The 20,798-nt window shown below is 53.4% G+C and carries 17 protein-coding genes; 11 read left to right on the top strand and 6 right to left on the bottom strand.

What is annotated here, in order from left to right; all coding sequences use genetic code 11:
• Positions 1–5 precede the first annotated feature (5 nt).
• Both cmoB and cmoA read right to left on the bottom strand, forming a co-directional pair.
• Positions 6–974: a tRNA 5-methoxyuridine(34)/uridine 5-oxyacetic acid(34) synthase CmoB gene (cmoB, locus tag N512_RS0102015; protein ID WP_028779242.1), complete on the bottom strand. Its 969-nt coding sequence runs from the start codon at positions 972–974 to the stop codon at positions 6–8.
• Complete coding sequence (gene cmoA / locus N512_RS0102010; protein ID WP_028779241.1) at positions 971–1,702, bottom strand: carboxy-S-adenosyl-L-methionine synthase CmoA; 732 nt, start codon at positions 1,700–1,702, stop codon at positions 971–973. Before cmoA ends, cmoB begins: the two co-directional genes overlap by 4 nt.
• Before the next feature lie 147 nt (positions 1,703–1,849).
• Here cmoA and N512_RS0102005 point away from each other — a divergent pair, with 147 nt between their 5' ends.
• The 6 genes from N512_RS0102005 to ruvB all read left to right on the top strand — a co-directional run bounded on the left by N512_RS0102005 (position 1,850) and on the right by ruvB (position 9,676).
• The gene (locus N512_RS0102005) at positions 1,850–4,666 is read left to right on the top strand and encodes a diguanylate cyclase domain-containing protein (RefSeq protein ID WP_028779240.1); all 2,817 of its coding nucleotides are present in this window, start codon (positions 1,850–1,852) and stop codon (positions 4,664–4,666) included.
• Positions 4,667–4,854: 188 nt separating this feature from the next.
• Entirely contained in the window at positions 4,855–6,636 is a 1,782-nt protein-coding gene (gene aspS / locus N512_RS0102000; RefSeq protein ID WP_028779239.1) for an aspartate--tRNA ligase, read from the top strand.
• A gap of 106 nt (positions 6,637–6,742) precedes the next feature.
• Entirely contained in the window at positions 6,743–7,489 is a 747-nt protein-coding gene (locus N512_RS0101995; RefSeq protein WP_028779238.1) for a YebC/PmpR family DNA-binding transcriptional regulator, read from the top strand.
• A gap of 11 nt (positions 7,490–7,500) precedes the next feature.
• Positions 7,501–8,022, top strand: coding sequence for a crossover junction endodeoxyribonuclease RuvC (gene ruvC / locus N512_RS0101990; RefSeq protein WP_028779237.1), 522 nt, complete (start codon positions 7,501–7,503; stop codon positions 8,020–8,022).
• The gene (gene ruvA / locus N512_RS0101985) at positions 8,019–8,636 is read left to right on the top strand and encodes a Holliday junction branch migration protein RuvA (protein WP_025009693.1); all 618 of its coding nucleotides are present in this window, start codon (positions 8,019–8,021) and stop codon (positions 8,634–8,636) included. The genes ruvC and ruvA overlap by 4 nt, the downstream gene beginning before the upstream one ends.
• Before the next feature lie 35 nt (positions 8,637–8,671).
• Positions 8,672–9,676 (top strand): Holliday junction branch migration DNA helicase RuvB, encoded by a 1,005-nt coding sequence (gene ruvB / locus N512_RS0101980; protein ID WP_025009694.1) that lies wholly within the window; start codon positions 8,672–8,674, stop codon positions 9,674–9,676.
• Between the two features lie 96 nt (positions 9,677–9,772).
• Here ruvB and N512_RS0101975 read toward each other — a convergent pair whose 3' ends face one another.
• The 3 genes from N512_RS0101975 to N512_RS0101965 form a co-directional block, all read right to left on the bottom strand.
• Positions 9,773–10,558, bottom strand: coding sequence for an alpha/beta fold hydrolase (locus tag N512_RS0101975; RefSeq protein ID WP_028779236.1), 786 nt, complete (start codon positions 10,556–10,558; stop codon positions 9,773–9,775).
• A gap of 95 nt (positions 10,559–10,653) precedes the next feature.
• Positions 10,654–11,142, bottom strand: coding sequence for a LabA-like NYN domain-containing protein (locus tag N512_RS0101970; protein WP_028779235.1), 489 nt, complete (start codon positions 11,140–11,142; stop codon positions 10,654–10,656).
• A gap of 54 nt (positions 11,143–11,196) precedes the next feature.
• The gene (locus N512_RS0101965) at positions 11,197–11,631 is read right to left on the bottom strand and encodes a GNAT family N-acetyltransferase (RefSeq protein ID WP_025009696.1); all 435 of its coding nucleotides are present in this window, start codon (positions 11,629–11,631) and stop codon (positions 11,197–11,199) included.
• Between the two features lie 518 nt (positions 11,632–12,149).
• On the opposite strand from N512_RS0101965, the gene N512_RS21975 reads away from it, so the two are divergent.
• The 3 genes from N512_RS21975 (at position 12,150) to N512_RS0101950 (ending at position 17,291) form a co-directional block, all read left to right on the top strand.
• Entirely contained in the window at positions 12,150–14,369 is a 2,220-nt protein-coding gene (locus N512_RS21975) for a GGDEF/EAL domain-containing response regulator (RefSeq protein WP_051472600.1), read from the top strand.
• A gap of 14 nt (positions 14,370–14,383) precedes the next feature.
• On the top strand, positions 14,384–16,321 hold the full coding sequence (locus N512_RS0101955) for a sensor histidine kinase (protein ID WP_028779234.1): 1,938 nt from the start codon (positions 14,384–14,386) through the stop codon (positions 16,319–16,321).
• A gap of 481 nt (positions 16,322–16,802) precedes the next feature.
• Positions 16,803–17,291: a GNAT family N-acetyltransferase gene (locus N512_RS0101950; protein ID WP_037473917.1), complete on the top strand. Its 489-nt coding sequence runs from the start codon at positions 16,803–16,805 to the stop codon at positions 17,289–17,291.
• 107 nt (positions 17,292–17,398) lie between these two features.
• Here N512_RS0101950 and N512_RS0101945 read toward each other — a convergent pair whose 3' ends face one another.
• Positions 17,399–18,646: a uracil-xanthine permease family protein gene (locus N512_RS0101945; protein ID WP_028779232.1), complete on the bottom strand. Its 1,248-nt coding sequence runs from the start codon at positions 18,644–18,646 to the stop codon at positions 17,399–17,401.
• A 211-nt stretch (positions 18,647–18,857) separates the two neighbouring features.
• Here N512_RS0101945 and N512_RS0101940 point away from each other — a divergent pair, with 211 nt between their 5' ends.
• Both N512_RS0101940 and hda read left to right on the top strand, forming a co-directional pair.
• Positions 18,858–20,003, top strand: a complete 1,146-nt coding sequence (locus tag N512_RS0101940; RefSeq protein ID WP_028779231.1) for a DUF2066 domain-containing protein — start codon at positions 18,858–18,860, stop codon at positions 20,001–20,003.
• Between the two features lie 77 nt (positions 20,004–20,080).
• Positions 20,081–20,791 carry a DnaA inactivator Hda gene (gene hda, locus N512_RS0101935; protein ID WP_025009703.1) on the top strand — a complete coding sequence of 237 codons (711 nt, stop codon included), beginning with the start codon at positions 20,081–20,083 and terminating at the stop codon, positions 20,789–20,791.
• Positions 20,792–20,798: the final 7 nt, after the last annotated feature.

Below are 20,798 nucleotides of genomic sequence, written 5' to 3'. Positions count from 1 at the left end.
TCGACTTACTTAATCGCGATAAAGGTTGCCCGTTTGGGGGCGGGGTAACCTTCCACTGTCAAATTGATGTCGGTCGGATCGAGGTAATCCACCAGAGATTCGTTGCGCATCCAGGGCGTGGAGCGTTGCTCGGCCAGTGAAGTGACATCAAGATCGACACAGCGAACCTCACGAAAATCGCACTTCTCAAGCCAGAGTTGCAACGCGGCAACGGACGGAATAAACCATACATTATTCATCTTTCCATATCTATCCCGTGGCAGCAGTACGGCATTTTCATCACCTTCTATGACCAAAGTCTCCAACACGAGTTCACCTCCGGTTCGCAATTGATCACGCAACTGCAACAAGTGGTCAATTGGTGAGCGCCTGTGGTACAGCACTCCCATGGAGAACACAGTATCGAAGGCGTCCAGTGGCGGCAGCTCTTCTATACCCAAAGGCAGCAGATGTACCGGCAGAGTCCCGCCGGCCAGGCGTTTGACCGCTTCAAACTGGCATAAAAACAGTGAAGAGGGGTCGACACCGACAACCATTTTGGCGCCTTCACCATACATGCGCCACATGTGATAGCCGCTGCCGCAACCTACGTCCAGCACGGTTCTGCTTGCCAAGGGGCTGATATGGGGCGCGACCCGCTCCCACTTCCAATCGGAGCGCCACTCGGTATCGATATGAATGCCATGGATATGAAATGGCCCCTTGCGCCAGGGATGCAGCAACTGCAGCAGGTTTTCCAGTTTTTCCCGCTGCCCCGTTGCCAGTTGCTCACCTGAGCCTATGGTGACACTGTCTTTGAAATCCAGGCTGTCGGGGCTGGGGTAATTGAGCTTGGCGAGCACTTTCTCCCACTTGGGCAGGGCACCGTGCTTGTGCTCTCTTTGCCAGTCGCCGAGTTTGGCCGGCAGTGTTTCCAACCAATGCTGCAGATTGGAGTCGGCAATCTGTTGATAGAAATTACTGAAACTGATCACTTGATAGCTACCATGGATGTGAAATTGAAGCACTGGAACCAGACACCGTAATGGGCAAAACCGGCCTGGTATAATCTGTTGTAGTGATTGCTGAGTTGATCGGGTTTCATCACGTTTTCCAGTGCGCTGCGCTTTTGGCTGATCTCCAACTCGCTATAGCCATTGGCGCGTTTGAAATCCAGATGATGTTCATCCAGTACTTGTTGGATAACCTCATCGCCGAAGCGGATTTTTTCCGACAGCACCAAGGCGCCACCGGGTCTTAAGCCGGCATATATTTTCTGGATCAGGGTATCGCGATCCTCGGGCGGCAGAAACTGTAAAGTAAAGTTGAGCACCACCAAGGAGGCGTCTTCGATGACGATATCACGGATATCACCACAAATAAGCTGCACCTGGGTATCGCTGACATAAGCATTGAGATACTCCTGACAGCGCTCGGTCATCGCCGGTGAGTTGTCGACGGCGATAATCTCGCAGCCCTTGCCTTCAATACGCCTACGAATACTCAAAGTTGCCGCGCCAAGAGAACACCCTAAATCATAGACTTTACTGTCTTGTGTCACAAAGCGCTCGGCGAAGTCGCCAATGGTGTTGATGATCTGGCCGTAACCCGGCACAGAGCGGCGGATCATATCGCTGAATACGCCGGCTACCCTGTCATCAAAAGCAAAGTCAGAGACCTGACCGCAGTCAGTCGCATATATGGTGTCTTGAGAAGTGTTCATCTGAAATCTTGTGCGGGAAAATCAGTGACCTATTTTACCGAATCCCGCGTGAAAGCAGCAAGTGCGCTCTGGTAATTGACGCAAATTTTTTGTCTAATAGTGCAGGAATAACAAAATAATTACATCGCCTTACCAGGAAATAAGCACTTGAAATCGCTGACCTCTCTTTTGAGTCTATTGTGTGTGCTCGTATGTCTGCCGCTGGATGCGGCCACTCAAGTCCAGTCCCCCGCCAAACCACTCGTCATAGTGATGGGGGAGGATAGTTATCCCTACCAATTTGTTGATGATGCCGGCCAGCCACAGGGGATCCTGGTGGATCTCTGGCAGGAATGGAGCCGGGTCAATCAAAGACCCATCACACTAGTGGCGCGGCACTGGAACGATTCCCTGAAGCAGCTCAAAGAAGGCAAGGCGGATGTACACCTGGCGTTGGCGCTGACCCCGGAGCGCGAAGCCGAGTTTGAATTTGCCAAGCCAATCAGTCGTATTGACACCTACCTTTATCTGCACTCTGAACTGAGGCACAAGGACAGTTTTGAGAAGCTGCTGCCGTATCGGATAGGGATAGTCAAAGGCTCGTCCCACGAATCGGATCTTAAGGCTCAGGAGTCCGGCCTTTCATTTGCCTTATACCCAGGTCGCGACGCATTGCTCAAGGCGGTATCTCGCGGAGAAATCAAGGTGTTTGCCGGCATGGAAGGGTATCTTCGTGACCGGCAATTGGCCCGCAGTATTGCCCAGCAATATCCCACCGCCAATCGGATGTTGATAAAGCACTCGCCGGTGGCACCGGCTGTCGCCAAAGGCAGGCAGGCCTTGGTGGCCGAAATCGATAGTGGCTTTGCCCAGATCACTCCTGAGTTTATCGTCCAGACCCAGAGGCGCTGGCTGGGGTATCGCGCCGATCAGCATGGGATCACGGTTGCCATGCCACTGAATATGGAGCCGTTTTCCGATCTTGGCCCGGATGGTTTACCCCACGGCCTGTATGTGGATATCTGGCACAAATGGTCCGCCAAAACCGGGGTGCCGGTGGAGTTTGTTGCCGGTAGCATGAACAGCACTCTGGAGCAGGTCAAGCAGGGGATTGTCGATGCCCATATAGGCTATCCGGAAAGTGACGATCTCAGCTCTGGACTCAAGCGTGCCTGGCACTTACACACCCAAAGCAGCCGTCTGTTTCTCAAAGGCCAGATGGAGAGTCCGCTGGCGCTATTGGACGGCAAACGCTTGGGGATTTTCCCGTCATCACCCTATATCACTGAGCTGAAACAAGCCTTGCCCAAGGTACAGCTCAAGTATTTCGACTCTCTCGATGCCATGGTCAATGCCGCCGACCGGGGCGATATCTCAGGCTTCGTCTCGCCCTCGGCCTGGACTCAGCACTATCTGTTGACTCATGGACTCTGGGCCGGTTACCAGCAAGCAAAAGCCTTGCAGTTCAGCTCAGATATCTATGTGTTGACCCGCAGGCAGGACGATGGCCTGACCCAAAGGCTGATCGCAGGCTTTAATCTGTTGACCCGCGAGGAGTTGGCGGCGCTGGAAAACAAATGGATGCTCAATAGTGACGATCATGTTTACAGCAGGGATCAAAGTCGGCTGCCATTGACCCAGGCAGAGCTGGGCTATCTTGAAAGCTTGCCCGAGCTTAAAGTGGGTTACCTCAAGGATTGGCCCCCCTTTGAATTCAAGGATGAGCAGGGGCAGTTTGCCGGAATTAATGCCGATGTGATGACGAGGGTGGCGCAGCAGTTGGGGCTTAAACTGCTGCCCGTGGCTTTCGATGAGTGGCGCGATCTCCTCAAGGCGCTTGGCAGCGGCGAAGTGGTGATGGCCGCCAGTCTGGCGGCGAGGGATGAGCAACATGCTGCGCTGGCTTTTTCCGACGGTTATTGGCCATCGCCCTGGGCCATGGTTTCCACCGTGGATCATCTGAATCTTTATAGCCTGGGACAACTCAATGGCCAGCGAGTGGCGATTGTTGAAGGTTATCAGTTGGCCGGTGAGCTTATGGCCAAGAGCCAGGGCATAAGCCCAGTGTTGGTGCCCGGCATGCGCGAAGGGTTGGAAGCCGTCAACCTGGGAAGGGCGGATCTCTTTATCGATAAAGTGGTATCGCTGGCCTCGGCCCTTTCTACCGGGCAATATCCGGCGCTGAAGATGAACCTGATAACCGATATGGCCGATCAAAAGAGCCATATTGGCGTCACGCCCGGCTATAAACCCTTGGTGCCTTTGATTAACCGGGTAATAAGCGGTATAGATGACAGCCAACGGCAAAGGATCCATGAAAAATGGGTTGGCACTGTGATTACCGACAAGAGCCAACAATACAAGGAGTGGTTGGGCTATTTTCTGCTGGCACTCTTGATTGCGCTGTTTATTGTACTGCTGGTGTTGCAGCTCAATCGGCGCCTCAGCCGGGAAATGAGCTTAAGGCGTGAGGCCGAGCTCAAGATGAAGCATCTTGCCAATCACGATCCGCTCACCGGCTTACCCAACAGGGCACTGCTCGATGACAGGCTGGAGCAGGCGTTTTTGCAACATGCCAGAGAGCAGGAGCGTTTTGCGGTGCTGTTTTTGGATGTCGATGGCTTCAAAGCCATAAACGACACCTATGGTCACGAGGTGGGTGACAGAATGCTGGTGCAGGTCACCCAGCGCCTGGCCGCGGTGATCCGTAAATCTGATACTCTGGTGCGCTTTGGCGGTGACGAGTTTGTGGTGATACTCAATCGAATTCAGGATTTTGATGCTGTCTGTCAGGTGGCGGATAATTTGATCCAATCGCTTGCCGGGCCACTCAAGTGGCAAAACATCAGTGTGCAGCTGTCGCTCAGCGTCGGGATCAGCGTGTATCCGGTGGACGGCGACAACGCCATCGAACTGCTCAAACGGGCCGACCAACTCATGTATCGCGCCAAAGAGAGTGGCGGCAGTTGTTATCGCAGTGCCTGATTGTTGTTATTTTGAACGCTCGTGCCTTGACCTTGGTTCAGCCACTGGTCAAAGGGAGCAAACTGTTTGATACTTCACCGTCTGAAAGTGAAGTACTTTGGTAAGTGGCAGATATTCTCTATAATGCCGCTCTTATCGTGTTGAATCGTTCCAGAGCTCAGCAGGCCGGAATAAAGGATATAAAGCAGATGCGCAGTCATTATTGTGGGGACGTAAACAAGTCCCACGTTGGACAAGAAGTGACCCTGGTGGGTTGGGTGAACCGTAGCCGCGACTTGGGAGGTGTGGTGTTTTTGGATCTCCGGGATCGTGAAGGACTGATCCAGGTAGTATATGACCCGGACTTGCCTGAGGTTTTCGATGTCGCCAGCACACTGCGCAGCGAATTCTGTGTCCAGGTCAAAGGTGTGGTCAGAGCCCGTCCAGACAGCCAGGTCAACGCTCATATGCGTACCGGCGAAATCGAGGTGCTGGGTAAGGAACTGACCATAATCAACGCCGCTGACCCTCTGCCGCTGAGTATGGATAACTTCCAGAACAACAGCGAAGAGCAGCGTCTCAAGTATCGCTATCTGGACCTGCGTCGTCCGGAAATGGCCCAGCGACTGATTTTCCGCGCCAAGGTCACCAGTGCCGTGCGTCGTTTTATGGACAGCAATGGTTTTTTGGATATCGAAACCCCTATTCTGACCAAGGCCACGCCGGAAGGCGCCCGTGACTATCTGGTGCCAAGCCGCACTTACAAGGGGCAGTTTTTCGCCTTGCCTCAGTCGCCTCAGCTGTTCAAACAGCTGTTGATGATGTCAGGTTTCGACCGTTACTACCAAATCGTCAAGTGCTTCCGCGACGAAGACTTGCGCGCCGACCGTCAGCCTGAATTTACCCAGATTGATATCGAAACCTCTTTCATGAGCTCTGAGCAGGTGATGCAAAAGACCGAGGAGATGGTGCGCGGTCTGTTCCTCGAATTGCTCAACGTGGACCTGGGTGAATTCCCAACCATGACCTATGCCGAAGCCATGCGCCGTTTCGGTTCCGACAAGCCGGATCTGCGTAACCCACTGGAACTGGTGGACGTGGCCGATCTGGTCAAGGATGTTGAGTTTGCGGTATTCAACGGCCCGGCCAACGATATTGAAGGCCGAGTGGCGGTTATCCGGGTGCCGGGTGGCGCCGAGCTGTCCCGTAAGCAGATAGACGACTACACCAAGTATGTTGGTATCTATGGCGCTCGCGGTCTGGCCTGGATGAAGGTCAACGACCTGGCTGCCGGCATGGAAGGTATTCAGTCACCTGTGCTCAAGTTCTTCAATGAAGATATCGTCAAGGCGCTGCTGGAACGCACCGGCGCGCAAAGCGGTGATATCATTCTGTTTGGTGCCGACAAGGCCAACGTGGTTGCCGAAGCCATGGGCGCGCTGCGTCTGAAACTGGGTGAAGATTTCAACCTGCTCAAGGGCGAGTGGGCGCCACTGTGGGTTGTTGACTTCCCTATGTTTGAAAAGGCAGATGGTCGCTTGTACGCAGTGCACCATCCGTTTACCGCGCCAAGGGGCGTGACTCCGGCTGAGCTGGAAGCCAACCCGGCCGAGACGGTATCCGACGCCTATGATATGGTACTCAACGGTACCGAACTCGGCGGCGGCTCTGTGCGTATCCACAACCAGGAGATGCAGGCCACAGTATTCCGTATTCTCGGGATCACAGATGAAGAAGCCAAAGAAAAATTCGGCTTCCTGCTGGAAGCACTGCGCTACGGCACACCACCGCACGCAGGTTTGGCCTTCGGTCTCGACCGTCTGGTAATGCTGATGACCAGCGCCAGCTCGATTCGTGACGTGATGGCATTCCCGAAAACCACTACCGCCGCCTGCCCGTTGACCAATGCACCGGGTGAGGCCAATCCACAACAACTGGTGGAATTGGGTATCAAGGTTGCTGAAAAGGCGGCCGACAAAGCTGAAGTCTGAAGGACTGAGCTTGAAGTCATAAAAGTGTGAATCAAACCGGGGCATAAGCCTCGGTCTGTTTTTTTACCGGTCTGAATTTAAACCGGTATTGAGAGGAGATATACCTATGGCAGGTCATAGTAAATGGGCCAACATCAAACACCGCAAGGCAGCTCAGGATGCCAAACGCGGTAAACTGTTCACCAAACTTATCCGCGAGCTGACAGTATCGGCCCGCGAAGGTGGCTCAGATCCGGATTCCAACCCCCGTTTACGTGCCGCTATCGACAAAGCGCTGTCCAACAACATGACCCGTGACACAGTCGAACGTGCGGTTAAGCGCGGTGCCGGTGAACTCGATGGCCAGTCGCTGGAAACCGTGGTTTATGAAGGCTACGGCCCGGGCGGCACCGCCGTTATGGTCGAGTGTATGACAGACAACCGCAACCGCACTGTGACCGGCGTACGTAACGCCTTCAATAAGTCCGGCGGCAACCTGGGGACAGATGGCTCAGTGGCTTATCTGTTCACCAAGCAGGGCGTTATCAGCTACGAAGAGGGCGTTGATGAAGATGCCATCATGGAAGCCGCGCTGGAAGCCGGCGCCGAGGATGTGGTCAGCAATGATGACGGCTCAGTGGATGTTTACACTGCACCTGCCGATTTCGGTGTGGTGAAAGATGCGCTGGATGCCATTGGGGTTGAAGCGGTGAATGCTGAAGTAACCATGGTGCCATCGACCAAGGCCGATCTGGATGAAGATACCGCCGCCAAGTTTCTGCGTCTTATCGATACGCTGGAAGATCACGACGACGTTCAGGAAGTCTATCACAACGCGGAAATTGCCGATGATGTGATGGAACGCCTCGGCTGATAAGGCGGACTATGGCGATTATTTTGGGTATCGACCCTGGCTCGCGGATCACTGGCTACGGCGTGATCCAGTGTCAGGGAAGGCACCAGATTTACCTCGGCAGCGGTTGCATTCGCACCAGCTGCGAGGACCTTCCCTCCCGTCTCAAACAGATATTCGACGGCCTGTCGGAGATTATCCGCCAATATCAGCCGGAGCAGTTTGCCATTGAGAAAGTGTTCCTGGCCAAAAATGCCGATTCGGCGCTGAAATTGGGCCAGGCCAGAGGCGCGGCCATAGTGGCGGCCACAGTGGCGAATTTGCCGGTGGCTGAATACACGGCGACCCAGATCAAAAGCGCCGTGGTCGGGACGGGCAGGGCCCAGAAAACTCAGGTACAACACATGATCCAGCAGCTGCTCAAACTGCCGTCCGCCCCGCAGGCGGATGCGGCAGATGCGCTCGCCGTGGCCGTGTGTCATTATCATACTTGCCAGAGTCTGGTTGCCCTCGGCGGCCGGGCAACGGCCCGCAGCTATGGAAGATACAGATGATAGGGCGTTTACAGGGAATATTGCTGGAAAAGCAAGCTCCGGAAGTGTTGTTGGATGTGCATGGCGTGGGCTATGAACTGCAGATGCCGCTGACCAGCTTTTATGAGTTGCCGGAACTGCAACAGAGCACCACTCTCTATACCCACTTTGTAGTGCGTGAAGATGCTCAGCTGCTGTATGGTTTTATTACCAAGCAGGAAAGAGCGCTGTTCAGGTTACTTATCAAGGCCAATGGTGTCGGCCCCAAGTTGGCGCTGACCATACTGTCGGGGCTGACGGCGCAGGAATTTGTCAGTTGTGTCGAGCGCGACGATATCGCCACCTTGGTGAAACTGCCGGGGGTGGGCAAGAAGACCGCCGAGCGTTTATTGGTTGAGATGCGCGACAAGCTAAAGAGCCTGATGGAAGCCTCCAGCGGCAATGAGCGTGAGTTTGTGCTCAAGTCCAACTTTACCCCGGTAGAAGCGCCCAACAGCGCCGAAGAAGATGCCATTGCAGCCTTGCTCTCTTTGGGCTATAAACCCGCCCAGGCCAGCAAAGCGGTTTCCAGCGCCTTTGTTGAAGGCATAGATTCAGAAACCCTGATCAAGGCCGCACTCAAATCCATGCTGTAACATGGAGCGGATAACTGAGGAATGAAGGTAAAGGCATGATAGAGGCCGACAGACTGATCCAACCCCAGAGCTCTCCTCAGGAGGAGCTTATCGATCGGGCGATGCGTCCCAAGTTGCTGGACGAGTACACAGGTCAGAATGAGGCACGCGCTCAGCTCAAGGTGTTTATTCAAGCCGCCAAAAACCGCCAGGAAGCCTTGGATCACATGCTGATCTACGGCCCGCCGGGGCTTGGCAAGACCACCTTGGCAATGATAGTCGCCAATGAGATGGGGGTGAATATCAAGTCCACCTCGGGGCCTGTGCTGGAAAAAGCCGGCGATCTGGCGGCATTGCTGACCAATCTCGAGCCGGGTGATGTCCTGTTTATTGATGAAATTCACCGTCTCAGCCCAGTGGTGGAAGAAATTCTCTATCCGGCGATGGAAGACTATCAGCTGGATATCATGATAGGCGAGGGCCCGGCGGCCCGCTCCATCAAACTGGACTTGCCGCCATTTACCCTGGTGGGAGCCACCACCCGCGCCGGTGCGCTGACGTCTCCGTTAAGGGCTCGTTTCGGGATCCCGCTGCGACTTGAGTTTTACAATGTGGACGACCTCAGCACCATAGTTGCCCGCTCTGCCAATATGTTGGAACTGCAGATGGACTCTGACGGCGCCAGGGAAATCGCCCGCCGTGCCCGCGGAACCCCGCGGATCGCCAACCGCCTGCTCAGACGGGTGCGTGACTTTGCCGAGGTGAAACACGATGGCCGGATCACCAAGTTGGTGGCCGAGCAAGCGCTGGATATGCTGGATGTGGACGGCGAAGGCTTCGATTACATGGACCGCAAGTTGCTGCTGGCGATCATCGACAAGTTTATGGGGGGCCCAGTGGGGCTCGACAACCTGGCGGCGGCCATAGGCGAAGAACGGGAAACCATAGAGGATGTGCTGGAGCCATTTCTTATCCAGCAAGGTTTTATCCAGCGTACTCCCAGGGGCAGGATAGCCACTGCCAGGGCCTACAGCCATTTCGAGATGATAAAACCCGAATAACGCACTGGCCAAAGTCCTAGGGCAGAATGGGAATAAGACAAAAAAGCGGCAGCTGAAAGGTTGCCGCTTTTTTGTGATTTAGGAAAAATGCCGAGGCTAGGACAGCAAACTTTTCTTGATAAGCTCGGCCAGGCGCTCGGGCGCTTCCAAAGGCAACATATGGGTGGCGTCTTTCACCACTCTTAGTTGAGCACTCTCAACTAGGTTTGAGGTCTGCTCACTGACCAAGCGAAACAGTGCCCGGGTATCGCTGCCGTGGGCAATTATCAAGGTACAGGTTTGGGGGAGCCTGAAGGCTTTCAAGGCATCTTTTGTGATGGCAGGGCTCTCGGTTTGATTGAGCTGCATCGGCAAAGTATAAGCCAGCGCCAGTTGGGGCTTGCGAATATCCTCGGCCTGGCGGCTAAAGTAGCCGGGCTTACCGCCCGAGCCATCTATCAGGGCTTCAACAGCTGCAGCCAACTCGCCTTTGGCGACCCGTTCAAATATCGGCGCAAACATATTGTTGGCATCGTCCCCCCAGCTTTGCATCACTTGACCTTCGAGTGCCCCAGGGTAACCGGGTTCATAGAGAAATATCCCTGTGGGCATAACAGAATGCTTTAGCTGCAGATTGAGGATCACATCGCTGCCATAAGACCAACCGGCAAGGTACAAAGCCTTCTTCTGCGGTAATTTGTTTATCTGTGTATACAGGTCATCGGCGTGGGTATTGAGGCCGAAACCGCCGTCCGTTTGGCCTGTGAAATGGCGTAAGTTGACAGGGATTATCTCAAACTCATTTTCAAGGTGGGGAAGATGCGGTTGCCACATCTCGGCATTGGCCAGCGCACCATGCACCAAAATCAGATAAGGGCGCTTATCTGAACCACTGTTTTCCATGTTTATTTTCCTTTTTGAACTTGGCTTTGCTAACCGGTGTAAACCACGCCGGCCAAGCAATAGAGCAGATACTGGATTGCAGACCTTAACCCGGCTCACTGCCCGAGCAATAACTCTCCCTCTATGGGGAAGAATTCGCTGGCAGTATTGATCAGAGCCAACGAAGTTAATTCGGGAACGGCGTAAACCTCAACCCGTTTACCTTTTTGACGTAGTTTTTCGGCCAACAGGGCAAAATCGCCGTCACCGGACAGCAGCACTATGGTGTCCACCACATCTGCATATTCCAGTGCATCTATGGTAATTCCCACATCCCAGTCGCCTTTGGCCGAGCCATCGGCGCGTTGGATAAAGGGTTTGAGTTTCACCTCAAAGCCGATGGCCCGCAGGATATTTTGAAATTCCCGTTGCTTCTTATCGCCCCTGTCTATGGCGTAGGCGAAGGCTTTAACCAGCTGCCGTTGACGGGTGACTTTGGACCAGAGCCGGTTGTAGTCAAGATTGCGCCCGAGCGCTTGCCTGGTGGTGTAGTAGACGTTTTGCACGTCAACCAGGATCAATACTCTGCCTCGCTGCTCACTCATAGCGGGTGTTCCTTCTCTTCAGGGCGCTAACTTTATCGGCAATCTGAGCCACTTTCAGGGTCTGAGGCCTGTCAGCTGCATGCTATATTCTCTGTGGCCTGTGTCGGCGCAGGTTTGTTCGCCAATAATCACAGCTCCCCTGCGTTGGTAAAAATCGACACTGGCCTGGTTGTCGCAGTAAACACTTAAGGTCAGTTGTTCTCTTTGCTGCCTGGCGTGCTCGAGTAAGCGACTGCCAATTCCTAATCCCTGCATCGCAGGTTTAACAAACAAAGCCGCCAGGCTGTTCTCGTAGAGAGAATAAAACCCCAGCACTTCGGCGCCATGCTGGTAGACATAGTTCTCGGCTGCTGGAATATAGACCCGGCGCATATTATCCAGTTGGGACTGCCAAAAATCTGCGGCGATAAAATCGTGTGCATCGATGGAGGCGGTCAACCAGATTTCCAATAGCGGATACATGTCTTCCTTGGCGAATGAACGGATCATATAACTTCCTTGTGGATTATTTTAATTGGTTACGGGATTAGGAGGCTTACCGCCCCAATTGGCTGGCGGGCTCGGCAAATCCCTATGATGGAGGGCAGAATAGCAAACCGGGCAAGCTAAAAAAATGATAAATGGCTCAAAGCCTTACTTTTATTGCTTTAATCCCGTCAACTTAGGTTGTGTCCCGTCAGTTGTTGGCAACTGAACCAGTATCGCAGGCAGAAACAGGTGTTAGGCAAAAATTTACACCGTCATTCTGACAGTTAACCGGCACTAAGCCAAAAGTGGATTACACTTTAAATCAGACATAGCGTACTGTATTGAAAAGTACTTGATGCCGAATTGTGCTGCCGCAGCGATTGCGGTAACCATGCTGATTTCAGCTGAACTGAGGTTCAGGAGCGTAGGTTCAGGAAGTTGGCCGAGGCAAATAGTGCTGAGTACCGGGCAGGGCATAGAGCGCCTGCAGGTTTTGTCCAAGTAATAACGCGGACAAAGTGACTGAGGGATTAGTGACTATGATCGATGATTTTCTGTTTTCGTCTGAAACATCGCCGGAAGAGCCCCATCAACGCGACAATAAGTGGCGTATTCTGGCGGTGGATGATGATGTCAAATTCCAGAACTCGCTGAGTTTTGCCATCAATAAAATGACCCTTATGGGGCGGCCTCTCGAACTCATACAAGCCTACAGCATGGCCGAGGCGTCCAGTTTGCTTGGTAAAGACGCCGACTTTGCCGTAGTCCTGGTCGATGTGGTAATGGAAACCGAAGATGCCGGTCTCAGGTTAGTCAAGGCGGTGCGGGATCTGCTGGGGATATCCGATACCCGCTTTGTGCTTTTAACCGGCCAGCCGGGAATGGCACCGGCCGAGTCTGTGATGCAAGACTATGATTTGTCTGATTATGTGCTTAAGTCCGATCTCGCCAGCCGCGGCATTCGCAACATACTGACGGGTGCTGTGCGTAATTATCACCAGCTCAAGACCATTTCCTCTGCCCGCCGTGGTTTGCAACTCATTGTCGAGTCCAGCAACCGTTTGCTTGGGCTGCGAACGCTGGCACAGATAGCCTCGGTTACCTTAAGTGAAATCGCCAATCTCATTGATGTGCCGGATGAGGGGCTGGTTTGTGTCAATCGGGGTCGTCATAGCGCAGATGGCTCGGGGCAGGAGATCTTTGAGCCTATGACGATAGCCTGCAGTGGCCGTTTCCGGCAGTACGCCAATCGTGCCCTCAGGGAGTTGCCGGATCCCACTATTCAGTCCATGGTGGAACAGGCGCTCAGGGAAAAACGTTTTGTCAGTACCGATGAAAGCCAGGTGCTGTTTTTCCCGAAATCGGCAGCATTGGCCGAATTTGCCATCTATGTGGCCACAGATCGCACCTTGGACGACACCGAAATGGAGCTGCTAAAGGTGTTTGCCGCCAATGTTTCCAAGGGCTTTGGCAACGTAGCCCTGATAAGCCGGCTCGACAAGATTGCCTACCAGGATGAACTGCTCGGCATCCCCAATCGCAGTGCCTTGCTGCGGGAACTCTCAAGGTTGCAGGCTATGTCCAGCGCAAGCGCGCACAATCTGCTGTTATTGGATTTGGATCATTTCTCCGGCCTCAACAATCTGTTTGGCTCTGTGTTTGGCAATCAGGTGTTGCAGGCGGTAGCCGAAAGGTTACAGGAGGTTTTTCCGCAGCCGACTGTTATTGGACGACTGCATTCAGATCTGTTCGCCGTCATTGGCCATAAGGAGCAGGTCAATATCGACAGGGCGCAGCGGGTGTTCAGTGCGCCGTTTGAAATCGATAACAGCCGTCATATTCTCACCGCCTGTATGACAGAAGTCTCTCTGGCCATCAGTGGCCAGGATCCCGCCGAACTGCTGCGCACCGCAGGTACCGGGCTCAGAAATGCCAAATCCCGTGGGCCTGGCAGCATACAGGCGTTTGATCCCGAGTTTGAACATCAGGCGGCACACAGGTTCAAGTTGATGCAACGGCTGCATACCGCCATTCAACGCCAGGAGTTTGTACTGCACTTCCAGCCGCAGATAGATCTCAAGAGTGGTGAGGTTGTCGGCGTGGAGGCCTTGCTGCGCTGGCAGACCGAAGACGGCATGGTACCTCCGGGCACCTTTATCCCGTTGGCTGAGCAGTCGTCTTACATTCACGGCATAGGCGACATAGTGGTTGCGTTATCCTGTCAGGCGGTACATGCGCTGGATCAGGCCGGTTTTACCGATATTCTGGTCAGTCTTAATTATTCGGCCCGCCAACTGGATAAACCGGATGTACTCGACAGGCTCAAACAGCAATGCCGTCTGGCCGGTGTTGAGCCTAGCCGTCTGTGTTTGGAAGTCACCGAAACCGCCATGATGCAATCGTTCCAGCAAGTTGCGAAAATTCTCCAGCGTCACCGTGCCTGGGGCGGCACAGTTGCGATAGACGATTTCGGTACCGGGCTTTCGTCACTCGAATACCTGCTGCAGCTGCCGGCCGATCACTTGAAGATAGATATGACCTTTGTCGCCAGGCTGGATGAAGATGAGCGCAGCCGTTTTCTGGCGTCGATGATCATTGAGTTGGGACGGCGATTGAATATTTCTGTGGTTGCCGAGGGGGTTGAGACTCGCAGCCAGGCCAACTGGCTCAGGGATAATGGCTGCCATATCGCTCAAGGGTGGCTGTATGGTAAGGCCATGCCACTGGATGAGCTGTTGTTGTGGCTCAGTAAACGCTGAATGGGACCCCACTTATGTCGATAGAGTTGCCCGAACAGGCCGTGATGACACCACTGATTTCAGGGGAAGCCTCATCCAAGAGTCAGAAACGCAATAAGTGGTTGACCTGGGTCAGTTATCTCTTGCCTTGGTGGCTGCTGGTACCGCTGGGAAGCTGGCTCATGTATCACTATGCATCCCAATGGCAGATAGATCAGGTGCGTTATGCTCAGCGGGAGCTGGTAGACAGAGACGCTCTGGTACTCGATGCACAGTTGACCAAGGTGCATCAGGATGTCAGCCTGCTATCGCAAATGACGGCATCGGTATTGGCCGACCCAAAGCTTGACGAGAGTGAACAGCTGAGCTTGTTACAACGCCTGTTTGTGGATTTCAGCAAGGCCTATCCCAGTTATATGCAAGTTCGCTGGATAGGCATCTCAGGAGTTGAGCGGGTCAGGGTTGATCATACAGATAATCAAAGGCGGGTCGTTGCCAACGACGCATTGCAGGATAAATCATCACGCTATTACGTGATTGAAGCCAACCGACTGGCTCCGGGGGCGGTTTATTACTCTCCTTTTGATCTCAATATCGAAGGCGGTGAGATAGAGAAACCCTATCGTCCCACCTTACGCGCCGCCACCAAAGTGATGGATACCAATGCCAGCGAGCTTGGACTGGCATTGGTAAACCTGGATGGCAGTGGTTTACTCGAGCGTTTACGCCAGTCCGGCAAGACCATGTTGCTGAATGCCGAAGGCTATTGGCTGCTTTCAACTTATGGCCACAGGGAATGGGGCTTTATGTTCGGCGATCCCGAGCAGCGTCTGGCGGTCGTTCACCCCAAGGTCTGGCAGCGCATTCAGCAGACCAGCCTGGGGCAGTTTATCGATGAAACCGGTATGTGGACCTTCTCTCGGGTGGGCCCGAGCTTAAACAATGGCAGCCAAGTGCCCATGCTTTACACCTTGTCCCATGATGAGCAGCCTTTGCTCATTCAAGCCAGACTCAGGCAGCTCTATACAGGTGTCGGTGCCGTGGTGCTTCTGTGCATGACTTTACTGGGGGCATTTTTGGCGCGATCCAATCTGCGTCTGGGGGATAAGGCTCATGAGTTGCAACAGAGCAACGCGGCATTGGCACTGACATTGGCTCAACTGAGGGCATCACAGCAGGAACTGGTTCGCACCGAGAAACTATCGTCCCTGGGCTTGATGGTGGCCGGAGTGGCTCATGAACTCAATACGCCTATTGGTGCCGCCATGTTGTGTGTCACTGCGCTGAATGAAAGGGTGGACGAACTCAAGCGTGGGTATCACAGTGGCAATATTAAACGCTCGCAGTTGGAGGAGTTTATTGAATACCAAGCGGAAGGTTTAACCCTGGCCGAGCGCAATCTCAAACGTTCAGCCCTGCTTATTCAACAGTTCCGTCAGGTAGCATCTGACAGGGCCAATGCCGACAGGCAAGCCTTCTGGCTCCACGAGTTGATAGCGGATATCCTGGCACTGAATCACGGCCAGTGGAAACACAGCCATCATAAGTTGACCACGGATATTCCCAGCGATATTCATATGCACAGTTATCCCGGCCCCCTAGGGCAGGTGATCCAGAACCTGGTACACAATGCGCTGATCCATGCCTTTGAAGAACCCGACCGGGGCGAAGTGCATATCTGTGCCCGCAAGCTGCAAAACAAGGTGGAGATCTGCGTGATGGATAACGGCATAGGGATTAAGGAGCAGGATAGTCAAAGGGTGTTTGACCCTTTTTATACCACCAAGCGAGGTAGCGGTGGTACCGGGCTCGGCCTGCATATAGTGCACCATCTGACCACTGAAGTGTTGGGAGGAAGTGTGCGGGTATCTTCGGGAGTCAATGGCATAGGAACGTCGATGATATTGCTGTTGCCGCTGGAGCAAACGGCGGTCAAGCCCGCAGCTAAAGAAGCCGATATGGCACCGGCCTGAAGCCTGCCTTGAGCAAAGCTAAAAGTCCTTGCCTGAAATAAAAGCCTATAAAGCTTAACCTCAGCCACTTGTTATTCTGCGTATTTTTACAATAACCCGATGGTATCTGTCATGTATGACTGAACTTTTCCCTGGTTGACGGCAAACAACCTTGAGATAGATGCGTTCCATGCATAAAGTATTAACCCTAACTATTCAGAACGAAAAACAGGATGTTATCAATTGACTGCCAATACTAAGGAAGGTGCGAATAAGTCCTAGTGGCACTCTGGCTTGCACAGCAATTGGCGTTCAAGGCATCTGACTGAAGGCATGCCGGGGCCTGTCAAAGTCGGATAACGCAGAAAGCCGGTTGCTGTGAAAGCCCCAAAGGGCGTGGCTTACAGACCTGTCTGCTGTGTTGTGCTTCTTGCAAAGGACTAAGGCCATTTGCTGCGAACCACGCCTTGCATCCAGGCCCGTAAGCCGACGCAGAGCACACATGGGACTTGTTCGCACCTTCCCTAACAGTACCAGTATCCGAATCGCTAATTCTGCCGATGCCCAGGCTATCAGTGATCTGATTATTCCCCAAACCCGCAAGTTTGTATTGCCCTCCTGTGGTGTTCAGCTTCATGCAATGCTGCTTGATTCCATGTCGCCTGCCAGTGTCAGCGGCTATTTAAACGGAGATTACCGTTATCATCTGGCTGTCAATGATTCAGGTGAGCTTTTGGGGGTAGTAGGCATGAGGGAAAATCGCCATCTGTATCATCTGTTTGTTCGCGAAGATGCAGCAGGTCAGGGGCTGGCACGGCGACTTTGGGATGTGGCCAGAAAGGTATGCCTGGACAAGGGCAATGAGGGCAAATTTACGGTTAATTCAGCCGTCACTGCCGAGAATGTTTACCTGAAATTCGGTTTTAAACGTATAGATGGCGTTCGTGAGCGAGAGGGAATGGTGGATATTCCCATGAGCCTGACGTTATAGCAGCCCAAGAGTCGTTAAGGCCTCTTGGGTGGCTTAAAATATGAAAAAGCGCCCTTTTGGGCGCTTTGTACTTTGATACTCAAGTTTACGCAAAAATGAGATAAGGCTCAGTCCGCGAGGGAGTCACCTGTCTTGGCTGCGTGGGGCTTGCTGCTTGGCAGCAGCAGGTTCATCACTATAGCCACAATACCGCAAAGGCTGATACCGGTCAGGCTGAATGAGCCGATACCGAAAGCCATGCCGCCGATACCGAATACCAATGTCACCCCAACGATGGAGAGGTTGCGGGGCTCGCTGAGATCCACCTGATGCTTGATCAATGAGTTGAGGCCCACAGCGGCAATAGAGCCGAACAGCAAACACATGATACCGCCCATCACAGGTACTGGAATCGTCTGCATCAGGGCGCCCAGTTTACCAACAAAGGCCAGCAAAATGGCGGTAATGGCAGTCCAGGTCATAATTCTGGGGTCGAAGTTGCGGGTCAGGGTCACAGCGCCCGTCACTTCAGAATAAGTGGTGTTTGGCGGGCCGCCAAAAGCGGTGGCCGCTATGGTGGCGACCCCGTCACCGGCAAGAGTGCGATGCAAACCGGGCTTTTTCAAATAATCTTTACCGGTAACATTGGAGATAGCCAAAATGTCTCCTATGTGTTCCACGGCAGGAGCTATGGCAACCGGGATCATAAAGGCAATGGCATGCCAGTTGAACTCGGGGGCAACGAAGTTGGGCATGGCCAGCCACGCGGCCTCATGTACCACATTGAAATCCACTATGCCGTAATACAGACTCAGGCCGTAACCTACTATGATACCGGCCAGGATCGGCATCAACCTCAACAGTCCCTTGGCAAAGATGGCCACTGCTATGGTGGTCAGTAGTGATGCCAGAGAAACAATAAGGGCGGTATCCTGAGCAACCAGTACCTGACTGCCGTCACCACTCTTGCCGAGCGCCATATTCACGGCAACCGGCGCTAGACCTAAGCCTATGATGATGATCACAGGTCCCACCACCACAGGAGGCAGGAGTCTCATGATTACACCACTGCCACGCAGTTTAACCACCGAGGCCAGTACCAGATAGACGCATCCTGCAGTCATCAGGCCACCCATGGTCGCGGGGACGCCCCAGGTTTGCACGCCGTACATGACAGGTGGAATAAAAGCAAAGGAGGAAGCAAGGAAAACAGGGATTTGACGTTTGGTGATCAACTGGAACAACAGGGTGCCGAATCCGGCGGTGAACAGGGCTACGCTGGTATCTAGGCCGGTGAGCAGCGGCATTAGCACCAGGGCTCCGAAAGCGACAAATAACATCTGTGCGCCTTGCAGAGGACGGGCAAGGTATTTCATTTTTTTATCCGTATTTAGGTTAAACCGGCCAATATTACCAGTTCACTGTAAATCGTGGGGGACTATTTGCCGTTTTAGATCAAATTTTTCACAAATTCTACCGCTGAACCGAAGATGAACGAAGTGGGAGGTTTTTCATCTCCATCGGCTCGCCAAGTGAGGCATATATGATACACTTTTGCCATTCCGACCATTTTTTACCGTCGCAAAGATGCTGAATTCATTTATAAAGCCAGTCGTTTTTCTCTCCCTGTTCTGTGCCACAACTCTGGCCCAGGCTGTTGAGGTCAAACGTTTGGATGAAGCCACTGTAGCCGTGGAATCCCGAACCAGTGCCGAGAAGAGCAAGGGGCTCAAGAAGGCATTGGAAGATGTTATTTTGAAAAACTCCGGCTCCCGTAGCGCCCTCGAAAGCCCGGCAATCCAGGCCAAGCTCGCCAATGCCGATGCCATGGTCAGTCAGTTTGGCTATCTGGATACCGAAGAGGGGTTAAAGCTGAAGGCCAATTTCGATCACCGCAAGATAATCAGCATGCTGCGCGAAGCCGGCTTGCCGGTCTGGGGCAAACAACGTCCCCTGACCCTGTTTTGGCTCAGCACGGATATCAATAATGAGAGGGTTATCCTCAGTGATGATTCGAGCGCCGAAGAGCGCAAGGCGTTTGCCAATGCCTCGATGGAACGTGGTGTGCCTTTGATGTTTCCTTTGATGGATCTGGACGATCTGATGCGCATTAATGTCAATGATGTGCGCGGTTTGTTTGCGGATACCGTCGCTACCGCTTCAGGGCGTTACCAGGCGGACTTCTTTGCCATGGGTACACTGGAAGCCAGCGGCAGTGAATTCAGCTATCAACTGGTGCTTTATCCCAAGACAGATGTCAGTCAGTCTTTTGGCCAACCTCTGCTCAGCCGTCAGGGGCGGGCCGCCAGTAAGGACGAAGCCGTGGCCGAGATGATGCTGTCACTGTCTGATTACTTCGTTTCCCGGTACGCGATTGCCGATTCAGGTGATGGCCTGCTGAGCAAGGTGCGTTTTACCGGCATCAACCAAATGAAACAGTTGGTTGAAATTGAGGCGTTTCTCAACCAACTCAGTGCGGTGCGTGAAGCCAGTCTCAGTACTCTGCAGGGTGACAGTGCCACTTTCAGCGTGCAGCTTTTTGGCTCGGAAGAGGACTTGAAAAACCTGCTGCGTCTGGAACCACGTTTATCTTCGGCTGAGACTGGTTTTCAGGATTTGGCTGGCGGGCAGGGCAATGACGACATGAATACATTGCCGCAGCCATCCAAGACCACAGAATTCAGCGATAATGTGAACCAGCCCATAGGCCCATACCAATGGCACAGCCGTTGAGGTTTTAACAGCGGCGCCAGTCATGCTAGACTTGGCGCCCGCATTACTTGATTTACTGCGATTTGGAACGATCCTGAGTGACACAAAACTCACCCTTGCAACTTTCACTGCCCGTTCACTTGCCGGACGATGAGACTTTTAACAGTTATTATCCTGCGGCAGGAAACGATGAACTGATCCAGACCTTGAGGGCCTGTGCCGAAGGCCGCAGCCAGGGAGCTGTCTACCTATGGGGACCGGTTAAGTCGGGACGAACCCACTTGATGCACGCCGCCTGCGCTCATGCCAATGAGTTGGGACGCAGCAGCTTCTATATTCCCCTGGGTATTCATGCCAGTATCTCCACCGCTTTGCTTGAAGGCTTGGAGCAGCTCGATCTTGTCTGTATTGATGATGTCGATGCCATTGCCGGCCACCCTTTGTGGGAAGAAGCGATATTCGATCTCTACAACCGAGTAGCCGAGCAGAAACATTGTGCTTTGGTGGTCAGCGGCAGTGCAGCCCCCATAGATGCCGGTTTTGCCTTGCCGGATCTGGTCTCAAGGATGCAGTGGGGGCTCAATTATCAGCTGCAACCCATGGCCGATGAGGAAAAGTTGGTGGCATTGCAACGCCGCGCCGCCATGCGTGGCTTGCAATTACCGGAAGATGTGGGCCGTTTTCTGCTCAATCGTTTGGCCCGGGATCTGCGCACCTTGTTCGATGTGTTGGACAGGTTGGACAAGGCCTCCATGGTTCATCAGCGTAAGTTGACCATTCCTTTTATCAAAGAGATGTTGCGCCTCTGACTGTCGA

Origin of the sequence: Shewanella sp. 38A_GOM-205m (genome assembly GCF_000518445.1) — a bacterium.
GTDB lineage: Bacteria > Pseudomonadota > Gammaproteobacteria > Enterobacterales > Shewanellaceae > Shewanella > Shewanella algae.
Note: the sequence above shows the minus strand (reverse complement) of the source record. Positions and strands in the feature narration are given on the sequence as shown.

Bases quoted from the DNA above. Each gene is read 5' to 3' on its own strand.
- ruvC (WP_028779237.1), top strand. From the start codon at position 7,501: ATGGCGATTATTTTGGGTATCGACCCTGGCTCGCGGATCACTGGCTAC.
- aspS (WP_028779239.1), top strand. From the start codon at position 4,855: ATGCGCAGTCATTATTGTGGGGACGTAAACAAGTCCCACGTTGGACAA.
- N512_RS0101950 (WP_037473917.1), top strand. From the start codon at position 16,803: ATGGGACTTGTTCGCACCTTCCCTAACAGTACCAGTATCCGAATCGCT.
- N512_RS0101970 (WP_028779235.1), bottom strand. From the start codon at position 11,142: ATGAGTGAGCAGCGAGGCAGAGTATTGATCCTGGTTGACGTGCAAAAC.
- N512_RS0101955 (WP_028779234.1), top strand. From the start codon at position 14,384: ATGTCGATAGAGTTGCCCGAACAGGCCGTGATGACACCACTGATTTCA.
- N512_RS0101940 (WP_028779231.1), top strand. From the start codon at position 18,858: ATGCTGAATTCATTTATAAAGCCAGTCGTTTTTCTCTCCCTGTTCTGT.
- cmoA (WP_028779241.1), bottom strand. From the start codon at position 1,702: ATGAACACTTCTCAAGACACCATATATGCGACTGACTGCGGTCAGGTC.
- N512_RS0101995 (WP_028779238.1), top strand. From the start codon at position 6,743: ATGGCAGGTCATAGTAAATGGGCCAACATCAAACACCGCAAGGCAGCT.
- ruvA (WP_025009693.1), top strand. From the start codon at position 8,019: ATGATAGGGCGTTTACAGGGAATATTGCTGGAAAAGCAAGCTCCGGAA.
- N512_RS0101975 (WP_028779236.1), bottom strand. From the start codon at position 10,558: ATGGAAAACAGTGGTTCAGATAAGCGCCCTTATCTGATTTTGGTGCAT.
- ruvB (WP_025009694.1), top strand. From the start codon at position 8,672: ATGATAGAGGCCGACAGACTGATCCAACCCCAGAGCTCTCCTCAGGAG.
- N512_RS0101965 (WP_025009696.1), bottom strand. From the start codon at position 11,631: ATGATCCGTTCATTCGCCAAGGAAGACATGTATCCGCTATTGGAAATC.
- N512_RS0101945 (WP_028779232.1), bottom strand. From the start codon at position 18,646: ATGAAATACCTTGCCCGTCCTCTGCAAGGCGCACAGATGTTATTTGTC.
- N512_RS21975 (WP_051472600.1), top strand. From the start codon at position 12,150: ATGATCGATGATTTTCTGTTTTCGTCTGAAACATCGCCGGAAGAGCCC.